Below are 19,034 nucleotides of genomic sequence, written 5' to 3'. Positions count from 1 at the left end.
GCCGCGAGACGTGATCGTATGGTGACGATGGCGAGCGACGAGGAGACGAGACGACCCGTGGGACCTGCGACGACGACGGATGCTCGACGGCGAACGTCCCGGTCGGCCGGGATGATCACGGTGAGCGTGATCGCAGTGCTTCTGGCCGCGTGCGGTGGGCAACAGTCCGAATCGACGCCGACCAACACCCGCGAGCCGGAAACGGCAGCGGCGTCCCCCGAGGTGTCGACGACGCCCGCCGGCACCGTCGCACCGCCCGCTCTCGGCGGGCCGGTCACGGTGCGGGGGCTGGCCGTCGACGAGGACACCTCGATCCTGGCGATCCTGACCGACGACGGCGTTCTCCTGGCCGGGGACGACGGCGCCCCGCGCGCGGTGTCGCTCCCGTCGCCCGGCACCTCCGTCCATCCCGGCCGCGCCGGGGAGATCCTGGTCACCACCGCGGACGGGCTCGTTCGGGTCGACGCCGAGTCGGGTGCCACCACCGCGTGGCCGGTCGACGGCGGCGCGATCTCGGCGACCGTGTTCGACGACGGTTACGCGGTGGGCTCCGCGACGGGCCGAGTGTCCGTGGTGGACTCCGACGGCGCGGTGTCGTCGTCGATCGCCGGCCTCGCTTCCGTGGACGGACTGGTCCCCGCCGGAGACGATCTGGTGGCACTCGATACCCGGCAGACGTCCATGACCACGGTGAACGTCACGGGCGATCGACTCGGGGAAGCGCTGCGCGCCGGCGACGGCGCCACCCGCACGGTCGGGTGTGCCAACGGCGCGATCGTGGTCTCCGACACCGCCGACGACGAGCTGATGATCTTCACGGGCGACGACCTGATCATGCGCCAGCGCTATCCGGTGGCGGGGTCGCCGTTCGCCGTGGCGTGCGACGACGCCGGCACGGTGTGGGTCACGACGACGGCCACCAACGAGGTGCTCGGCTTCGACGTCTCGAGCGGAATTCCGGTGGAGACGGCACGGTTCCCCACCGTGAAGCAACCCGATTCCCTCGCGGTCGATTCGCGTTCCGGACGATTGTTCGTAGGCTCGAACGACGGCGCCGGTGTGCAGGTGATACCGACCCGCGAGTGACCCCGACCGAAAGTCGCGATGCCCATGCCGAACCGAGCCGTCCCCGCGAGCTGGCAGATCCAGTCCGACGACTGGGAGTACGTGCCGATCAAGCTGCCGCCCGACGTGACGCGGGTGACCGCGTCGATGCGGCTCGCGATCTCGGCGGAGTTCGGCGGATGGGAGCTCTCCCGCGTGCGCCTGTACACCGACGGCAGCCGCCGCGTGCTGCTCAAACGGCGCAAGACGGCCCAGCACGTTCCCGACCCCGAACTGTGACGAGAGACGGAGACCGCACCGACGTGAGTCCCTACCGGATTCTGCTGCGCCTGATGTTCCTGGTTCCTCCGGAGCGCATCCATCACCTCGCCTTCGCCGCGATGCGGCTGGTCACTCGGTTCGCCCCGCTGCGCGCGCTCGTGGCGCGGGTACTGGTGGTGCGGGATCCGATTCTCCGCACCGAGGCGTTCGGCGTGCAGTTCCCCACCCCGGTCGGCCTGGCCGCCGGTTTCGACAAGAACGGCGAGGGCGTGGATGCCTGGGGACCGCTGGGCTTCGGGTTCGCCGAGATCGGCACGGTGACGGCGTACGCGCAGCCGGGCAACCCGGCGCCCCGGCTGTTCCGGCTCCCGCGGGATCGCGGACTGCTGAACCGCATGGGCTTCAACAACGAGGGCGCCGGCGCCGTCGCCGACCGCCTCCGTCGTCGCCGCGGTGATCTGCCGATCGGGGCGAACATCGGCAAGACGAAGGTGACACCGGCCGCCGACGCCGCGGTCGACTACACCACCAGCGCTCGCCTGCTCGGCCCGCTGTCGGATTTCGTCGTGGTCAACGTCAGCTCTCCGAACACCCCGGGTCTCCGCGACCTGCAGGCCGTGGAGTCGCTCCGCCCGCTGCTGGGCGCGGTGATCGCGGCGGTGTCGGTGCCGGTCCTGGTGAAGATCGCACCGGACCTGTCCGACGACGACGTCGACGCCGTCGCCGATCTGGCTCTCGACCTGGGCGCGGCGGGCATCGTCGCGACCAACACCACCATCGCCCGCGACGGGCTGCGCACACCGGGAGCCGCGGACCTCGGCGCGGGCGGGGTGTCGGGCCCGTACGTGGCGGACCGGTCGCTCGCGGTGCTGCGTCGCCTGCGTGCCCGTGTCGGCGACCGGCTCACTCTGATCGCCGCCGGCGGGATCGAGACACCCGACGACGCCTGGGCACGCATCCGCGCCGGAGCGACGCTGGTGCAGGGGTACACGGGCTTCGTCTACGGCGGGCCCTTCTGGGCGCGGCGCCTCGCGACCGGACTCGCCGAGCGGGCCCGCGCTGCCGGATACGCGCGAGTGTCCGACGCGGTCGGCAGCGACCTCGCGTGACCCTGCACGCCTGACGCTGCCGACCGCGTCGGTACTTCGGTCTACTGCTCGTACGTCCCGTGGATCACGGCGCGGGCGATGGCGTGGGAGAAGAGGGTGAAGCCGAGGTACGCCGGGGTGGCCGTCTCGTCGATCTCGAGCTGCTCGACGTCGACGGCGTGCACGGCCACGTAGTAGTGGTGAACGCCGTGCCCCTGCGGCGGGGCGGCGCCGATGTAGCGCGCCAGTCCGGCGTCGCCCTTCAGCGTGACCGCCGCGTTCGGCAGACCCGTCGAGGCATCGTCGCCCGCGGCCGAGACCAACGTGGTGGTGGTGACCGGGATGTTCGCGACGGCCCAGTGCCAGAACCCCGAGCCCGTGGGGGCGTCGGGGTCGTAGACCGTGACGGCGAAGCTCTTGGTCCCGTCGGGGAAGCCCGACCACGACAGCTGCGGCGAATTGTCGTGTCCGCCGGCGCCCATGACGCCGCTGACCTGGTCCTTCTTCAGCGGCTCGCCGTCGGTGATGTCCGACGACGTCAACTCGAAGGTGGGCAGCGTCGGAAGGTCGGCGTAGGGGTCCCGTGACATCGGCGATTCCTCTCGAAGAGTGGTGGGCCGACCCGCGTGCCGGGTCAGCTGTGCAGCAGGAAGTGCTCGAACACCTTGGTGCCGAACACCAACGCGTCCACGGGTACCCGTTCGTCGACTCCGTGGAACAGGGCGGCGAAATCCAGTTCCGGGGGCAGCTTGAGCGGCGCGAAGCCGAAGCATCGAATCCCCAACTTGGCGAACGCTTTCGCGTCCGTTCCCCCCGACAGCATGTACGGCACGGTCCGCCCGTTCTCGTCGAACGCGAGAATGGCGTCGTTCATCGCGTCGACCAGATGCCCGTCGAAGGTGGTCTCGTACGGCTCGAGGTCGGCGATCCACGACCGCTCCACGTGCGGTCCGATCAACTCGTCGACCTCGCGCTCGAAGGCCTCCTTGCGGCCGGGCAGCACGCGGCAGTCGACGGTGGCCGTGGCCGTCTGGGGAATCACGTTGGCCTTGTAGCCGGCGTCGAGCATGGTCGGGTTCGCGGTGTCCCGCAGCGTCGCCCCGACGATGCGCGCGATGCTCCCGAGCTTGGCCAGGGTGCCGTCGATGTCCGGCGACGACGGGTCGAACTCCAGACCGGTCTCGGCCGACACGGCGGCGAGAAACTCGGTCACCGACTCGGTCATCACCAGCGGGAATTGGTGCTTGCCCAGAGCCGCGACGGCCTCGGCGAGGTAGGTGACGGCGTTGTCCTCGTGCAGGAACGATCCGTGACCGGCGCGGGCCTTGGCGGTCAGGCGCATCCAGGCCAGGCCCTTCTCGGCCGTCTCCACCAGATAGAGCCGCCGCTCCTCGCCGTCCGGCCGGGCCACGGTGAGGGAGAAGCCGCCCACCTCGCCGACGGCCTCGCTGACGCCCTCGAACAGGTCCGGCCGATGCTCGACCAGCCAGTGCGAGCCCCACGTTCCGCCGGCCTCCTCGTCGGCCAGGAACGCGAAGACCAGGTCGCGCGGTGGCACGGTGCCCTGAGAGCGGAACTGCCGGGCGAGGGCCAGCGCCATGCCGACCATGTCCTTCATGTCCACGGCGCCGCGACCCCACAGGTACCCGTCCTCGACCGCGCCGGAGAAGGGGTGCACGCTCCAGTCGGCCGGCTCGGCCGGCACCACGTCGAGATGACCGTGCACCAGCAGTGCGCCACGCGAGCGGTCCGCCCCGGGCAGGCGGGCGAACACGTTGCCGCGGCCGGGCGCTCCGGACTCGACGTACTCGGTCTCGTACCCGACCTCCTCGAGCTGCCGCGCCACCCACTCGGCACACTCTCGCTCCCCCACGGTCGTCGTCGGGTCGCCGGTGTTGGTGGTGTCGAAGCGGATCAACGACGCCACCAGGTCCACCACCTCGTCGATCGCGACGGTGCCGGACACCGTGTTCTCGGAAGCGTTCTCGGGGCTGGTCTCGGGGCTCTGCTCGCTGCTGGACACGGCTTCGTTCCTACCATCGACGGTGCGGGTGGGTGCGGTGTGACGTGCCGTTTTGGTGGGACGCGGCGCATCGACTACATTCATCTGCGCAGCGCGAGAAGCGGTGCGAGCAGGTCCGAGTGGCGGAATGGCAGACGCGCTAGCTTGAGGTGCTAGTGTCCTATTAACGGACGTGGGGGTTCAAGTCCCCCCTCGGACACGTCGAGCAGAGGTTTCACGAAGGCCCCGGGTCATTGGATCCGGGGCCTTCGTGTCGTTCGTGCCCCGTCTCTCGTCGGCCCCCGTCTCTCGTCGGCCCCCGTCTCTCGTCGGCCCCTGTGTCTCGTCGTCGCCGCCGCTGCGTGATGAGATGTCCCCATGGGTGACGAGGTCGAGCAGCGCACGTTCAGCCGCCAGGACCGCCAGGATTTCCGGCGCAAGGTGCAGCAGTGCCTCGACGCCCTCGCGTCGATGCTGGCCGACGACACCTTCGCGGTGGACGAACCGCGGATCGGGATGGAGATCGAACTCAACCTCGTCGACGACGCGATGGACCCGGCCATGGCCAACACCGCCGTCCTCGAGGCAATCGCCGATCCCGACTTCCAGACCGAGCTGGGCCGGTTCAACATCGAGATCAACGTCGCGCCCGCGCCGCTGGCCGGGGATCGGATGCGGACCCTCGAGACCGAACTCCGCGCGTCGCTGGACCACGCGGACGCGCGGGCGAAGGGCACGGGCTCGGCGCTGGCGATGATCGGCATGCTGCCGACCCTGCGCGAGGAGCACTTCGCGGCGCGCTGGCTGTCGGAGAACCCGCGGTACGACCTGCTCAACCGGCAGATCTTCGCCGCGCGTGGCGAGGACATCGAGCTCAACGTCACCGGGGTGCCGCTGCCGGGCAGCCGGGAGGCGGAGTCGCTGCACCGGATCGTCGACACGATCCTGCCGGAAGCGGCCTGCACCTCCGTGCAGCTGCACCTGCAGGTCTCGCCGGACGAATTCCCGGCCCACTGGAACGCTGCGCAGGCCCTCGCCGGCGTGCAGGTGGCCCTGGCGGCCAACTCCCCCTTCCTCGCCGGACGCGCCCTGTGGCACGAGACCCGCCTCCCGCTCTTCGAGCAGGCCACCGACACCCGCCCGCAGGAACTCAAGAACCAGGGCGTGCGGCCGCGAGTCTGGTTCGGCGAGCGATGGATCACCTCGATCTTCGACCTGTTCGAGGAGAACTCCCGCTACTTCCCCGCGCTGCTGCCGGTGGTCTCCGATCAGGATCCGATGGCCGAGCTCGCCGCAGGCCGGACGCCGGAACTGACCGAGCTGAAGATGCACAACGGCACGGTCTACCGCTGGAATCGCCCCATCTACGACACGTCGGGCGGCGAGCATCACCTGCGCCTCGAGAACAGGGTGTTGCCTGCCGGGCCGTCCGTGATCGACGTGATGGCCGACGCCGCGTTCTACTACGGCGCGCTGCGTTCGCTGGTCGACGCCGACCGTCCCGTGTGGAGCCAGATGTCCTTCGACGCGGCGCAGGACAACCTGCACTCCGCGGCGCGAAGCGGCATCGACGCGCGGTGCTACTGGCCGGAAGTGGGCTGGGTGTCCCCCCAGGAGTTGGTGCTGCGTCGTCTGCTCCCGATGGCCGAGGCGGGCCTCGACGCGTTCGGAGTCGACCCCGACGTCCGCGACCGCTACCTCCGGGTGATCGAGGGGCGGTGTCTGCGTCGGCAGAACGGCGCCGTGTGGCAACGCTCGGCGCTGGCCGCTCGGGAACGGGCGGGGGACGACCGTGACCGCGCTCTCGCGGGCATGCTCGCCGACTACCTCGAGCGCATGCACGACGGCGAGCCGGTCCACACGTGGTCGTGGTGAGCGCGCTAGTAGTGTCGGGGAATGGCCGATTCCACGCGTGAGTCCACCGCCCGCGAGTTCGAGATCGTCGTCTACGGCGCAACGGGATTCGTCGGAGCGCTGACCGCCGAGTACCTCGCCCGGCACGCCCCCGACGGCACCACCGTCGCGCTGGCGGGCCGGAGTCGGGACAAGCTGGAATCCACCCGTCGGGGACTTCCGGCGCGGGCGGCGGACTGGCCGCTCGTCGTCGCCGACGCCGACGACGAGGCGGCGCTCACCGCTCTCGCGCAGCGCACGTCCGTCGTCCTCACCACGGTCGGTCCCTACACCAAGTACGGCCGCGTCCTGGCCCGCGTGTGCGCCGAGTCGGGCACCGACTACGTCGACCTCACCGGTGAAGTCCTGTTCGCCCGCGCGAGCGCCGACGAGAACCACGAGACCGCCGTGCGCACCGGTGCACGCATCGTCCACTCCTGCGGCTTCGATTCCGTACCGTCCGACATCGGGGTGTTCGAACTGCACCGCAAGGTCACCGAGGACGGCGCCGGCGATCTCACCGACACCACGCTCGTGGTGACGTCGATGAGCGGCGGCGTCAGCGGCGGCACCATCGACTCGCTCCGCGGCCAGATCGACGAGATCACCAAGGACCGCGCCGCCGCCAAGCTCGCCGCGAGCCCCTACTCCCTCAGCCCCGACCGCTCGATCGAGCCGGACTTCGGTCGGCAGAACGACGCCCCGGTGCTCAAGGGATCGTCGATCCACCCGTCGCTGAAGGGCTGGAAGGCGCCGTTCGTCATGGCGTCGTACAACACGCGCGTGGTGCGTCGCACCAACGCCATACTCGGCTACCCCTACGGCAAGACCTTCAAGTACAACGAGGTCATGAGCGTGGGGTCCTCCCCCGCCTCCCCCGTCCTCGCAGCCGGAGTCCTCGCCGGGCTCGGCGCGTTCGTGGCCGGGCTGGCCTTCAAGCCGACGCGATTCCTGCTGGACAAGGTGCTGCCCGCACCGGGCAGCGGCCCCAGCGAGAAGACCCGGCAGAAGGGTCATTTCGTCGTCGACATCTACACGACCACCACCAGCGGCGAGCACTACGTCTCGCGAGTGAAGGCCAAGGGGGATCCCGGCTACGCCGCCACGGCGCTGATGCTCGGCGAGTCCGCGCTGGCCCTGGTGAAGAACCGCGACGAGCTGCCGTCGCTCGGAGGCGGCGTGCTCACCCCGGCGTCGGGCATCGGCACCGCACTGATCACGCGCCTGCGCGCCGCCGGGATGGAGATCTCGGCGCGCAAGGTCTGAGCGTGCTCGACACCCTCACGCAGTACGAGGCGGATCACGGTCACGGACGCCTGCAGGACATCGCGGTCGTGCCGCAATCGCCCGGTGTGCTGGCCGGCCCGCTGCCGGTCGCCGCCCTCGCGACGGGCAGTGTGGCCGCTCTCTGCTCGGCCGTCGATCGCTACTGCCGCGCTGCGGATCTCGACCCGCAGCCGTGGTCGATAGACGGTGACCGGGTGGCGTCGTCGTTCGGCGGCGGGGACCTGCTGCGGGTGAACGGCGGTGCCGCACCGGGATTCGCGCCGCTGTCCGGCTTCTGGCCGACCGCGGACGGGTGGGTGCGGACGCACGCGAACTACCCCCACCACCGGGACCGGCTGTGTGCGCTGCTCGGTGTGCCCGACGATCCGGCCGCCGTCGCCACCGCCCTCGCGAGGGTGTCGGCACGGGAGATCGAGGACTCCGCGGCGGCCGCGGGCGCACTGGTGGTCGCGGTGCGGACACCGTCGGAGTGGGACGACGAGCCGGCCGGCCGCTTCGCCGCGACCGGCCCCCTGGTCACGACGTCGGTGCGCCCGGACGGGACGTCGTCGCTGGCCGAGGCGCCCACCGACGCCCGCCGTCCCCTGGCGGGGATGCGCGTCCTCGACCTCACCCGGGTCCTCGCGGGGCCGGTGGCCACTCGCGTGCTGGCCCTGCTCGGCGCCTCGGTACTGCGCGTCGATTCGCCGCGGTTGCCCGAGATCGAGACGCAGCACCTCGACACCGGCGCGGGCAAGGCGTCGACTCTCCTCGACGTCGAGGATCCCGACCAGCGCGATCGCCTCGCCGCCCTCGCGACCACCGCCGACGTCGTCGTCCGCGGGTACCGACCGGGTTCGACGGTGATGTCCGTCGTCGAGTCCGTTCGGCCCGGCGGCGCTGTGGTCGCGTCCGTGTCGGCGTGGGGGACGCGCGGCCCGTTCGCGGGTCGACGGGGGTTCGACAGCCTGGTGCAGGCCGCGTCCGGAATCGCCGTGCTGTGCGGCAGGGACGACCGACCCGGAGCGTTGCCGGTGCAGGCGCTCGACCACGCCACCGGGTATCTCCTCGCGGCCGGGATCGTGGACGCGCTGGCCCTCCGAGCGCAGAGCGGGATCGGACGCACCGTCACGGCGTCGTTGGGCCGGACGGCGGCGCACCTGCTCGCCCTGCCGCGCTCGGCGGACGGTGGCGAGCGCACGCCGATCCCCGAAACGCACACCGTGACGCACGGATCCGTCCGTACCGCGCGCCCCGCCCTGGCGGAGTACGACGACTACCCGTGGCCCGCCCGTCCGTGGGGCTCCGACGAGCCCCGCTACCCCACCCCGGAGACCGTGTGACCACCCGTCTGATCGTCGACGTCGACACCGGTATCGACGACTCCCTCGCCCTGGTCCTGCTCGCCGCCGACCCGGCCGCCGAGATCGTCGCCGTGTGCTGCACGGCGGGCAACGTGCCGACGGCGCAGGTCACGCGCAACACGGCGTCCTGGCTCGATCTCTGCGGACTCCACGACGTCGAGGTCTGCGTAGGCGCGGACGGTCCGCTGGTCGCTCCGCTCATGACCACCGAGGACACCCACGGCCCCCTCGGCGTCGGCTACGCGAACCTGCCGCCGAGCACCCGGTCGCTGTCCGCGCGGTCGGCGGCCACCGCCTGGGTGGAGCTGGCGCGCGCTCACCCCGGCGAGCTGACGGGCCTGGTCACCGGTCCGTCGACCAACCTCGCCCTCGCGCTCCGCCTCGAGCCGGCCCTGCCGACCCTGCTGCGGCGGGTGGTGATCATGGGCGGATCGTTCGACCACCCGGGCAACACGACACCGACGTCGGAATGGAACGTCGCGGTCGACCCGGAGGCCGCCAAGGAGGTCTTCGACGCCTTCTCCGCGGCGCCGGCGGGACGCGGGCCGATCGTCTGCGGCCTGAACCTCACCGAGACGATCGAGATGCATCCGCACCACCTGGACCGCATGATCGCGGCGGCCGGCGGTCCCGACGTGCCGATCGTGCGGCACCTCGCCGACGCCATCCGGTTCTACTTCGAGTTCCACGAGGCGCAGGGCGAGGGATACCTCGCGCACATGCACGATCCCTTCGCCGCGGCGGTCGCCCTCCGTCCGGAGATCGCCGAGTACCGCACGGCCACGGTCGACGTCGAACTCGCCGGAACCCTCACCCGCGGGACGACGGTGGCCGATCGACGCGGTCACTGGGGGCGAGAACCCAACGCGGCCATCGCCGTGGCGACCGACCCCGAGGCCTTCTTCGACGACCTCGTCGCGAGAGTCGGTGCGTTTGCCTCTCAGCGAGCTCAGGCTCCGCTCGGACGGTCGTAGGCCGCCAGAATCTCCTGTGCCGCCAGCGCCGCGGTGAGAGAGCCGTCGGCCACGCGGCGCTCGACGTCACCCCGCACGGTCCGCACGTCCGGATCGGTCTCGAGCCGCCGCATCACCTGGTCCTGGACCATGGTCCACACCCACCGCACGGTCTGCGTGCGCCGCTTCTCCTCGAACTGCCCTGCGGCGGTGAGGGTCTCGCGGTGACGCAGGACCGTTGCCCAGAACTCGTCCAGGCCCGTCTCCTCGATGGCGCTGGTGGTGAGCACCGGCGGCACCCACACGGCGTCGTGCGGGTGGATCAACCGCAGCGCACCGGCGAGCTCACGGGCGGCGCTCTTGGCGTCGCGGATGTGGTTGCCGTCGGCCTTGTTCACCGCCACCAGGTCGGCCAGCTCGAGCACGCCCTTCTTGATGCCCTGCAACTGATCGCCGGTGCGGGCGAGGGTGAGGAAGCAGAAGCAGTCGACCATGCCGGCGACGGTGATCTCGGACTGGCCGACGCCGACGGTCTCGACGAGGACGACGTCGTACCCCGCGGCCTCGAGCAGCACGATGGTCTCGCGGGTGGCCTTGGCGACACCGCCGAGCGTGCCCGACGTCGGCGACGGTCGGATGTACGCACGATCGGACACCGTGAGTCGGGCCATCCGCGTCTTGTCCCCGAGGATGGATCCCCCCGTGCGCGACGACGACGGGTCGACCGCGAGCACCGCCACCCGATGTCCCTGTTCGATCAGGTACATCCCGAGCGCGTCGATGAACGTCGACTTCCCCACGCCGGGAACGCCGGTGATCCCGACACGATGAGCGCCGCCGGCGTGCGGGAGCAACCGCTGGAGCAACTGTTGCGCCCGGTCTCGGTGATCGTCGCGGGTCGACTCGACGAGCGTGATGGCGCGCGCGAGCCCCGCCCGCTCCCCCGCGCGCACGGATGTCGCGAGAGCGTCGACGTCGACGACGGGCCGGGCGACGGTGGGTCGATCGGCCATGGTCAGGCGTTCGCTCCGTGTCCGAGCGACTCGGCCAGCGCCTGCACCAGGTCGACCGCGGCGTCCGCGATGACGGTGCCGGGCGGGAAGATCGCCGCGGCACCCGCCTCGCGCAGCGCGTCGAAGTCGCCCGGCGGGATGACGCCGCCCACCACGACCATGATGTCCGGACGGCCGACGTCCGCCAGGGCCTCGCGCAACGCGGGCACCAGCGTGAGGTGACCGGCCGCCAACGAGGACACGCCGATGACGTGCACGTCGTTGTCGGCGGCCTGGCGAGCCACCTCGTCGGGCGTCTGGAACAGGGGGCCGACGTCGACGTCGAATCCGATGTCGGCGAACGCCGTGGCGATGACCTTCTGGCCGCGATCGTGGCCGTCCTGACCCATTTTCGCCACCAGGATGCGGGGGCGTCGTCCCTCGGCCTCGGCGAAGGCATCCACGAGTTCTCCGGCGCGCACCATGTTGCTCGCTTTCCCCGCCTCGTCGCGGTAGACACCGCTGATGGTGCGGATCTCCGCACGGTGCCGACCGTAGACCTTCTCGAGAGCGTCGGAGATCTCACCGACGGTCGCCATCGCGCGCGCGGCGTCGACGGCGAGCGCGAGGAGGTTGGTCTCCATCCCGCCCTCGCGCGACTCGGCGCCGGCCGTGAGCGCCGCCAGCGCGGCGTCGACGCGGTCCTGATCGCGTTCCGCCCGCAGTCGATCGAGCTTCTCGAGCTGCTCGGACCGGACGCGGGAGTTCTCGACCTTGAGCACCTCGATGGAATCGGGCTCGTCGGGCACGTACTTGTTGACTCCCACCAACGGCTGGCGGCCGGAGTCGATCCGCGCCTGGGTCCGCGCGGCCGCTTCCTCGATGCGGAGCTTGGGGATGCCCTCACCGATGGCCTTCGCCATACCTCCAGCGGCCTCGACCTCGGCGATGTGCGCCCGGGCCCGATCGGCGAGCTGGTGGGTGAGCCACTCGACGTAGTACGACCCGCCCCACGGATCGATCGGCCGAGTGGTCCCGGATTCCTGCTGGAGGAGCAACTGGGTGTTGCGCGCGATGCGGGCGGAGAAGTCCGTCGGCAGCGCCAGGGCCTCGTCGAGCGCGTTGGTGTGCAGCGACTGGGTGTGGCCCTGGGTGGCGGCCATGGCCTCGACGCACGTGCGGGCGACATTGTTGAACACGTCCTGCGCGGTGAGCGACCACCCCGAAGTCTGCGAATGCGTGCGGAGGGACAGCGATTTCGGGCTCGACGGCTGGAACTGCTGGACCAACTCCGCCCACAGCAGGCGGCCGGCGCGCAACTTGGCCACCTCCATGAAGAAGTTCATCCCGATGGCCCAGAAGAACGACAACCGCGGGGCGAAGGTGTCGATGTCCATGCCCGCCGCGAGCCCGGCGCGGATGTACTCGACGCCGTCCGCGAGTGTGTAGGCGAGCTCGAGGTCGGCCGTCGCCCCGGCCTCCTGGATGTGATAGCCGGAGATGGAGATCGAGTTGAACTTCGGCATGTGCGTCGAGGTGTACTCGAAGATGTCCGAGATGATCCGCATGGACGGCTCGGGCGGATAGATGTAGGTGTTGCGCACCATGAACTCTTTGAGGATGTCGTTCTGGATGGTGCCGGCGAGCTTCTCCGGTCCCACACCCTGCTCCTCCGCCGCGACGACGTAGAGCGCGAGGATGGGCAGCACCGCACCGTTCATGGTCATCGACACCGAGACCGACCCGAGGTCGATACCGTCGAAGAGCTGCCGCATGTCGTAGATGGAGTCGATGGCGACGCCCGCCATGCCCACGTCGCCCTGCACGCGCGGATGGTCGCTGTCGTAACCGCGGTGCGTCGCGAGGTCGAACGCGACCGACAGTCCCTTCTGACCGGCAGCGAGATTGCGCCGGTAGAAGGCGTTGGACTCCGACGCCGTGGAGAAGCCGGCGTACTGGCGAATGGTCCACGGCTGGTTGACGTACATCGTGGGGTAGGGCCCACGCAGGAAGGGTGCGGCCCCGGGATAGGACTCCAGCGGATAGCCCTGCTCGGCGGCCTCCGTGCGGTCCGCGCGGGTGTAGACCGGCCGTACGTCGATGCCCTCGGGCGTGGACCACGTGACCTGGTCGGTGGTGTACCCGTTGGCCTCGACGCCGGCGGCGATGTGGGCGGCGGCATCGGTGTCCGCGGCGCCGGTGTCGGGAGTGTCGGACGCGTCGGGGTCGACCAGCGGGATCGTCGCGAAGTCGGGCATCGCGGTGTTCTGGGTCTCGGTGTTCTGGGTCTCGGTGTTCGGCGTCTCGGTCATGCGGGCTGTCCTTCCGGAGCGGGGTCGGCGCCCGTGAGCAGGTCGAGGATGCGGCTCAGTTCGGCCACGGCGTCGATCGAGAGGGTGAGATCGCCGTCCGGCAGCGCAGCGCCGTCCGTGTCGGAGGGGAAGGTCGAGCTCTTCCCCGCGAGGAGGACGGTGGTGACGCCGGCATCGCGCAGGGCGCGGACGGCAGCGGGACCGTCCTCGGCGTAGCGCTTGTCGGTGCCGCACACGATCGCGACGGGTGATCCCGTCTCGGCCGCGACGGCGGCCAGGTCGGCGTTCGCGCCGGGATTCAGGGCCTCGATGCCGCCGGAGGCCATCAGATTGGCTGCGAAGGTGGTGCGTGCGTTGTGTTCCGCGACCGACCCCAGGGGTGCCAAGAGCACGACGGGACGGCTCCCCCGCTCGGCCGCGACGGCGTCGCCGCGGTCGCGCAACGCCTCGAAGGCGGCGGCGTACCGGGCGACGGGGCGACCGTCGACGGTGCCGTCACCGGGCGTCACCGGGGGCTCCTGCAGGTTCGGGAACTCGTTGACGCCGGTCACCGAGGTGCGTCGGTGGGCGATGTCCTGCTCGCGCGCGGCCCGCGTCTCGGCCACCGTCCGCGTGATCTCGCCGCTGTCGAGGGCGGACCGATAGCCCCCGGCGCGCTCGATCGACTGGAACACCGTCCAGGCGGCCTCCGCGGTGGCATCGGTGAGGGACTCGACGTACCAGGACCCGCCCGCGGGGTCGAGAACCCGGCCGAGGTGCGATTCTTCGAGCAGCAGCAGCTGGGTGTTGCGCGCGATGCGGGCCGCGAACGTCTCGCTGACGTCGGGCGCGCCGCCCGGCAGGGCGACGTCGAACGGCAGGACCGTCACCGCGTCGGCGCCACCGACGCCCGCACCGAACACCGCGAGGGTGGTGCGCAGCATGTTCACCCAGGGATCGCGCTGCGTCATCATGGCGGCGGACGTGACCGCGTGCTGGGGCGCCGCGCCGTGGTCCGGGGCGCCGAGGACCTGTGCGACGCGAGCCCAGACGCGGCGTGCCGCACGGAACTTCGCGATGGTCTCGAACTGCTGGTCCGTGGCGGCGAATCGGAATTCCAATTGCGACAGCGCCTCCGCTGCGGTGGCTCCGGCGGACACGAGCGCGCGCACGTACTCGAGGCCCGCGGCCACGGCGAGCCCGATCTCCTGCCCGTCCGCCGCTCCGGCGTCGTGGAACACGGTGCCGTCGACGGTGATCGCGCGGACGCCGCGACCGTCCGCGGCGGCCCGGCGGGCGAGCGCGACGGTGTCTTCGAGCGAGACCGTCGGTACCTCGGCGACCGCGTCGGTCAACGGGGCGGCGCCCAGCGACACGGTCACCCGGGTCTCGGCCGGGAGGACGTCGAACACGGCGTCGGCGACGGCGGGCAGGTCCGCGCCTGCGTCCACGGTGAGCGGGGCGAGGTCGAGCAGCACGCCCGTGAGCGCGTCGGCCACACCACCGGCGCCGATGGCACCGGTGGAGAGCCAGAGGGCACTGATGCCGTTCTGCAGACCGTCGAGCATGCGGGTGTTGACGGTGGCCGCGTCGGCATCGTCGCGGCCGTACCGTCCGGCGACGCGCCACCCCACGTGGACGTCGCGGTGCCGGTCGCCTCCGCGGACGTACGGGAAGTGGCCCGGCAGCGGCGGTTCCGGTTGCTCGTCGAGAGGTCCGTAGAGCGGGGAGATGGTCACGCCGTCGTACGTCGTGGTCTCGAGCAGCGTCTCGGGACGGTCCGGCAGCTCGGACCGATCCACGCGTCGACTCTTCGCCAACACGCCGGCAACGGCCTCGCGCCAGGCCGCGAAGCCGTCCTCGGCGCTGCGCACCGGGACCTCCGCACCCACCGGGTCCGTGCTGTCGGTCGACGTCACCGGTGACGGAACGCCACCCTCGGTGGGCATGTGCGGCTGGCTTGGGGACACGGACTGCCTCTCGACCACGGCTTCGGGGACGGTGCTTCGGGACGGTGCGGGGACACGGACTCGGACTCGGACTCGGACTCGGACTCGGACTCGGAACGATTGTGATGTTAGCCGCACTCTCCGACACCCCGGACCGTCATGCACGGCCCCGGACCTGAGACAAACTTCACAATGCTAGGTCGTCCGAGCATCGGTCCTCCGATCGTTCTCGGTGGTCGTGCGGGACACGCCGTTAGGCTCGGTCGACGTGACCACGAACCCGCGCGCCGCCCGTCGACGGCCCGTCGTGCGCGCGGTGGGGGTGCTGCTCGCGATCGCCGCGCTCGTGGTGCTCGCCGCGCTCGTTCCACTGCCGTCCGTGGAGCGGCTGCGCGACTGGGCCACGGCCGTCGGACCCACCTTCGTGGTCGTGTTCTTCCTCGCGCACGCCCTGGTGACTGTCCTGCCCGTTCCGCGCACGCTGTTCACCGTCTCGGCCGGGGTGCTGTTCGGGCCCGTGACGGGGCTGCTCGTCGCGGTCGGCGCGACCACGGTCAGTGCCGTACTCGCCTTCGTGGCGGTGCGCGCGCTCGGGCGCACCGTGGTGTCCCGCCACCTCCGCCATCCGCTCGTCCGCGCCGTCGACGCCCGCCTCGAACGCCGGGGATGGTTGGCCGTCGGCAGCCTGCGCCTCATCGCGCCCGTTCCGTTCTCCGTGGTCAACTACTCGGCCGCGGTGTCCTCGGTGCGTCTCGCCCCGTTCGCGCTCGCCACGGTCGTCGGTGTCGTGCCCGGCACGGTGGGCGTGGTGCTGCTCGGCAACGCCCTCGCCGGGCATGCCGATCCCGTGCTGTTGACGGTGTCCGGCGTCTGCATCGCCGTGGGAGTCCTCGGGCTGCTTCTCGACGCGCGACTGCCCGTCGCGGGATCACCGGAATCATCGGAGTCGTCGGGTCCGGCGACGTCAAGCCTCGATACTTGATCCGGCCCGATCAAGGCAGAACGGCGTCAGCGCTCCCGAGGTCAACGGTGCACGCTTGATTCGGTCGATTCAAGTCTCTAAGGTTGATCCATGTTCGTGATGACGGTCGACCAACGCGGCAGTCGACGGGACGTCGATCGCGTCGACGACGTCCTGCACTCCCCCCGGCCCGCTCTGGTGCGTCCGTTCGAGCGCACCGCCGGGGACGAGATCCAGGCCGTCGCCGACACCGCGGACACCGTGCTCGACGTCGCGCTGGATCTCGTCGACGACGGCCACTGGAGCATCGGCATCGGCGTCGGGCCGGTCGAACACCCGCTTCCCGAGTCCACCCGTGCCGGGCGCGGACCGGCGTTCGAGTCGGCGCGGGAGGCGGTGGAGAGCGCGAAGAGCGCCCCCGCCCGCATCGCCGTGCGCGGCGTCGACGCCGACTCCGCCGCGGATGCCGACGCCGTGGTCGCCCTCCTCGCCGTGCTCGTCGCCCGGCGCACCGAGCAGGGGCGCGACGCGATCTCCGCGCTCCGCCGACTCGGCTCCCAGAACGCCGTCGCCGAGGCACTGTCCATCACGCCCCAGGCGGTGTCCCAACGACTCGCCGTCGCCGGATGGCACCTCGAACGCGCCGCGCGACCCGTCGTCGCCCGGATGCTCGCGACCGCCGACCGCCGCGCCGACGAGGCGACCGCCGACCGACCCTCCCGGAAGGCCACCCCGTGATCGTCCTGGTGATCGTCTCTCTCGCCGTGGCGACGGCCGCGGCGCTGCCCCCGGTCTCCCGAGTGGCGTGGTGGCTGCCCTCGGTCATGGCATCGAGCGCTCTGGCGGTCGCCGGACTGGCCTCGGTCGCGCGGTCCACACCGGTCACCGGCGTCGCCGCCGCCGTATCGATCGTGCTGTGCGGTCTCGCCGCGGTGTTCGGCGGACTCACGCTGGCGCCCAGCGTGTTTCGGCTCGCCCCGACGGTGTCGGGAACGGACGGCGCCGACGACCGGCCGGACACGGTTCTGCGCGGCGGACTGGTGATCGGCGCCCTCGAACGCACCGCCGTCGTGGTGACCGTCCTGGCCGGCTGGCCCGAGGGCATCGCCGTGGTGCTCGCCGTGAAGGGTCTCGCGCGCTACCCCGAACTCCGCCGTGCGCAGTCGTCGGAGTACTTCATCATCGGCACGTTCGCCAGCGTCCTGTGGGCCGCCGCGGCCGGAGGCATCGGACTCGCACTGCTCCGATGACCCCGGCCGGACGGACTCAGCTGTCGATCTGCTTGGTCGGCTCCGAGGACGACACCGCCGACTGCTCGATCTCCGATGCGCGCTGGTCCCGTGCCGCCGCCGCGAGCGAGGTGTCGACCGGTTTACGCGCCACTGCTTCCGCCGCCGCGACGGCCTCGGCGATGGCGGGGTCGGTCTTGGTCGTGAACCATTCCGCGACCTCGTCCGAATCGTCCTCCGGCTTGCTCCGGACGTCGTCGTGCGCGCTCGGCTCGAACCGGAACACGCCGTCGTCGCCCGGCGCGCCGAGCTGCCTGGCGAAGCCCTTCAGGGCATCCCCGAAGTCGGACGGCACCACCCACATCTTGTTGGCGTCGCCCTGCGCCATCTTCGGCAGCGTCTGCAGGTACTGGTAGGCGAGCAGCTCCGGCGTCGGCTTCCCGGCCTTGATGGCCTCGAAGACCTTCTCGATGGCCTTCGCCTCGCCCTGGGCCTGCAGATACTTCGCGGCACGTTCACCCTGCGCACGCAGGATCCGCGACTGCCGCTCGCCCTCGGCTTCGAGGATGGCGGCCTGCTTGGCGCCCTCCGCCGACAGGATCTGACTCTGCTTGGCGCCCTCGGCCGTCTTGATGGACGATTCGCGGTTGCCCTCCGCCGTGAGGATGGTGGCCCGCTTCTCACGGTCCGCCTTCATCTGCTTCTCCATCGACTCCTGGATCGACGGGGGCGGATCGATGCTCTTGAGTTCGACTCGCGCCACGCGCAGGCCCCATCGACCGGTGGCCTCGTCGAGCACGCCCCGCAACTGCCCGTTGATGGAGTCACGAGAAGTCAACGTCTCCTCCAGCGTCATACCGCCGACCACGTTGCGGAGCGTGGTGGTGGTCAGCTGTTCGACGCCGACGATGTAGTTGCTGATCTCGTAGACCGCGGCCTGCGGGTTGGTCACCTGGAAGTAGACGACGGTGTCGATGGACACCGTGAGGTTGTCCTGGGTGATGACCGGCTGCGGCGGGAAGGACACGACCCGCTCGCGGAGGTCCACCTTCGCCCGCACCCGATCGACGAACGGCACGAGGAAGGTCAGCTGCCCGGACACGGTCTTCGAGTACCGGCCGAGACGCTCGATCACCGCGGCCTCGGCCTGCGGCACCAGAGTGACCGACTTGGCCACGACGAGAGCCACGAACAGGACGACGACGACCAGCACGATCAACGCGGTGTATTCAGCCATCTAGGGTCCTTTCCACACGACGGCCGTGGCGCCGTCGATCTTCATCACGGTGACGGTCGTTCCGGCCGCGTACACCTCCGTGGGATCGAGCGGACGCGCCGTCCACACGTCACCGTCCAGACGCACCGTCCCGGAGACCTCGTCGACGGGCTCGAGAACCTGCGCCGTCCGCCCGGTGAGGGCCTGGATGCCGGTCGGCGTCGGGGGTGGCGTCGAGAACCGCCGGGTCAGGGCCGGGCGGACCCCGAGGATCAGCGCGGCCGACAGGGCCGCGAAGACCAGCGCGTCACCCCACACCGGGAAGTCGGTGAGCGCCGAGACGCCCGCCGTACCCAGCGCGCCGCCGGCCAGCATCAGCAGGAAGAAGTCGCCGGACAGCGCCTCGCCCGCGGCGAGAAGCACCGCACCCAAGACCCACAGAAGTGCAACCACGACTCCACAGTAGCGACGAGAACCGACCGCGTCGTCCGTGCGCCGGGGGTC

General features: G+C 71.0%; 17 protein-coding genes and 1 tRNA gene. 11 read left to right on the top strand and 7 right to left on the bottom strand.

Going from position 1 to position 19,034, the window contains the following annotated elements; all coding sequences use genetic code 11:
• Positions 1 to 126: 126 nt before the first annotated feature.
• Genes RC2_RS13565 through RC2_RS13555 form a run of 3 tightly spaced genes read left to right on the top strand, consistent with a single transcriptional unit; the run spans position 127 to position 2,435 of the window.
• The gene (locus RC2_RS13565; RefSeq protein ID WP_156509715.1) at positions 127 to 1,086 is read left to right on the top strand and encodes a YncE family protein; all 960 of its coding nucleotides are present in this window, start codon (positions 127 to 129) and stop codon (positions 1,084 to 1,086) included.
• A gap of 24 nt (positions 1,087 to 1,110) precedes the next feature.
• On the top strand, positions 1,111 to 1,344 hold the full coding sequence (locus tag RC2_RS13560; protein ID WP_371828492.1) for a DUF5703 family protein: 234 nt from the start codon (positions 1,111 to 1,113) through the stop codon (positions 1,342 to 1,344).
• 23 nt (positions 1,345 to 1,367) lie between these two features.
• Entirely contained in the window at positions 1,368 to 2,435 is a 1,068-nt protein-coding gene (locus RC2_RS13555) for a quinone-dependent dihydroorotate dehydrogenase (RefSeq protein WP_281250875.1), read from the top strand.
• A gap of 41 nt (positions 2,436 to 2,476) precedes the next feature.
• Here RC2_RS13555 and RC2_RS13550 read toward each other — a convergent pair whose 3' ends face one another.
• The gene (locus tag RC2_RS13550) at positions 2,477 to 3,004 is read right to left on the bottom strand and encodes a YbhB/YbcL family Raf kinase inhibitor-like protein (protein ID WP_068144296.1); all 528 of its coding nucleotides are present in this window, start codon (positions 3,002 to 3,004) and stop codon (positions 2,477 to 2,479) included.
• A gap of 44 nt (positions 3,005 to 3,048) precedes the next feature.
• Entirely contained in the window at positions 3,049 to 4,380 is a 1,332-nt protein-coding gene (locus tag RC2_RS13545) for a M20/M25/M40 family metallo-hydrolase (RefSeq protein ID WP_072681546.1), read from the bottom strand.
• Positions 4,381 to 4,550: 170 nt separating this feature from the next.
• On the opposite strand from RC2_RS13545, the gene RC2_RS13540 reads away from it, so the two are divergent.
• From RC2_RS13540 to RC2_RS13520, 5 genes are all read left to right on the top strand, one after another.
• Positions 4,551 to 4,636 (top strand) — tRNA-Leu (locus RC2_RS13540).
• 158 nt (positions 4,637 to 4,794) lie between these two features.
• Positions 4,795 to 6,291 (top strand): glutamate-cysteine ligase family protein, encoded by a 1,497-nt coding sequence (locus tag RC2_RS13535; protein ID WP_068144298.1) that lies wholly within the window; start codon positions 4,795 to 4,797, stop codon positions 6,289 to 6,291.
• 21 nt (positions 6,292 to 6,312) lie between these two features.
• Entirely contained in the window at positions 6,313 to 7,575 is a 1,263-nt protein-coding gene (locus tag RC2_RS13530) for a saccharopine dehydrogenase family protein (RefSeq protein ID WP_068144302.1), read from the top strand.
• Between the two features lie 2 nt (positions 7,576 to 7,577).
• A complete protein-coding gene (locus tag RC2_RS13525) occupies positions 7,578 to 8,918 on the top strand; it encodes a CoA transferase (RefSeq protein WP_245811113.1) in 1,341 nt (446 codons plus the stop codon).
• Positions 8,915 to 9,913, top strand: a complete 999-nt coding sequence (locus RC2_RS13520) for a nucleoside hydrolase (protein WP_068144306.1) — start codon at positions 8,915 to 8,917, stop codon at positions 9,911 to 9,913. The genes RC2_RS13525 and RC2_RS13520 overlap by 4 nt, the downstream gene beginning before the upstream one ends.
• Here RC2_RS13520 and meaB read toward each other — a convergent pair.
• From meaB to RC2_RS13505, 3 genes are read right to left on the bottom strand one after another with little or no spacing between them, the layout of a single operon-like run.
• Positions 9,889 to 10,905: a methylmalonyl Co-A mutase-associated GTPase MeaB gene (gene meaB / locus RC2_RS13515; protein ID WP_068144309.1), complete on the bottom strand. Its 1,017-nt coding sequence runs from the start codon at positions 10,903 to 10,905 to the stop codon at positions 9,889 to 9,891. The two genes, RC2_RS13520 and meaB, sit on opposite strands and share 25 nt — an antisense overlap.
• A 2-nt stretch (positions 10,906 to 10,907) precedes the next feature.
• Positions 10,908 to 13,142 (bottom strand): methylmalonyl-CoA mutase, encoded by a 2,235-nt coding sequence (gene scpA, locus RC2_RS13510; protein WP_068144336.1) that lies wholly within the window; start codon positions 13,140 to 13,142, stop codon positions 10,908 to 10,910.
• 50 nt (positions 13,143 to 13,192) lie between these two features.
• A complete protein-coding gene (locus tag RC2_RS13505) occupies positions 13,193 to 15,124 on the bottom strand; it encodes a methylmalonyl-CoA mutase family protein (protein WP_082895314.1) in 1,932 nt (643 codons plus the stop codon).
• A gap of 268 nt (positions 15,125 to 15,392) precedes the next feature.
• Here RC2_RS13505 and RC2_RS13500 point away from each other — a divergent pair, with 268 nt between their 5' ends.
• The 3 genes from RC2_RS13500 to RC2_RS13490 all read left to right on the top strand — a co-directional run bounded on the left by RC2_RS13500 (position 15,393) and on the right by RC2_RS13490 (position 17,335).
• The gene (locus RC2_RS13500; RefSeq protein WP_245811111.1) at positions 15,393 to 16,106 is read left to right on the top strand and encodes a TVP38/TMEM64 family protein; all 714 of its coding nucleotides are present in this window, start codon (positions 15,393 to 15,395) and stop codon (positions 16,104 to 16,106) included.
• A gap of 90 nt (positions 16,107 to 16,196) precedes the next feature.
• Entirely contained in the window at positions 16,197 to 16,823 is a 627-nt protein-coding gene (locus RC2_RS13495) for a hypothetical protein (RefSeq protein ID WP_068144311.1), read from the top strand.
• Positions 16,820 to 17,335 (top strand): hypothetical protein, encoded by a 516-nt coding sequence (locus tag RC2_RS13490; RefSeq protein ID WP_068144313.1) that lies wholly within the window; start codon positions 16,820 to 16,822, stop codon positions 17,333 to 17,335. Before RC2_RS13495 ends, RC2_RS13490 begins: the two co-directional genes overlap by 4 nt.
• Before the next feature lie 16 nt (positions 17,336 to 17,351).
• On the opposite strand, the gene RC2_RS13485 is transcribed toward RC2_RS13490, so the two are convergent.
• Entirely contained in the window at positions 17,352 to 18,551 is a 1,200-nt protein-coding gene (locus tag RC2_RS13485) for an SPFH domain-containing protein (protein ID WP_068144315.1), read from the bottom strand.
• The gene (locus tag RC2_RS13480; RefSeq protein ID WP_068144318.1) at positions 18,552 to 18,983 is read right to left on the bottom strand and encodes an NfeD family protein; all 432 of its coding nucleotides are present in this window, start codon (positions 18,981 to 18,983) and stop codon (positions 18,552 to 18,554) included. It lies immediately after the preceding gene.
• Positions 18,984 to 19,034: the final 51 nt, after the last annotated feature.

Source organism: Rhodococcoides corynebacterioides NBRC 14404, from assembly GCF_001894765.1.
Lineage (GTDB): Bacteria > Actinomycetota > Actinomycetes > Mycobacteriales > Mycobacteriaceae > Rhodococcoides > Rhodococcoides corynebacterioides.
Note: the sequence above shows the minus strand (reverse complement) of the source record. Positions and strands in the feature narration are given on the sequence as shown.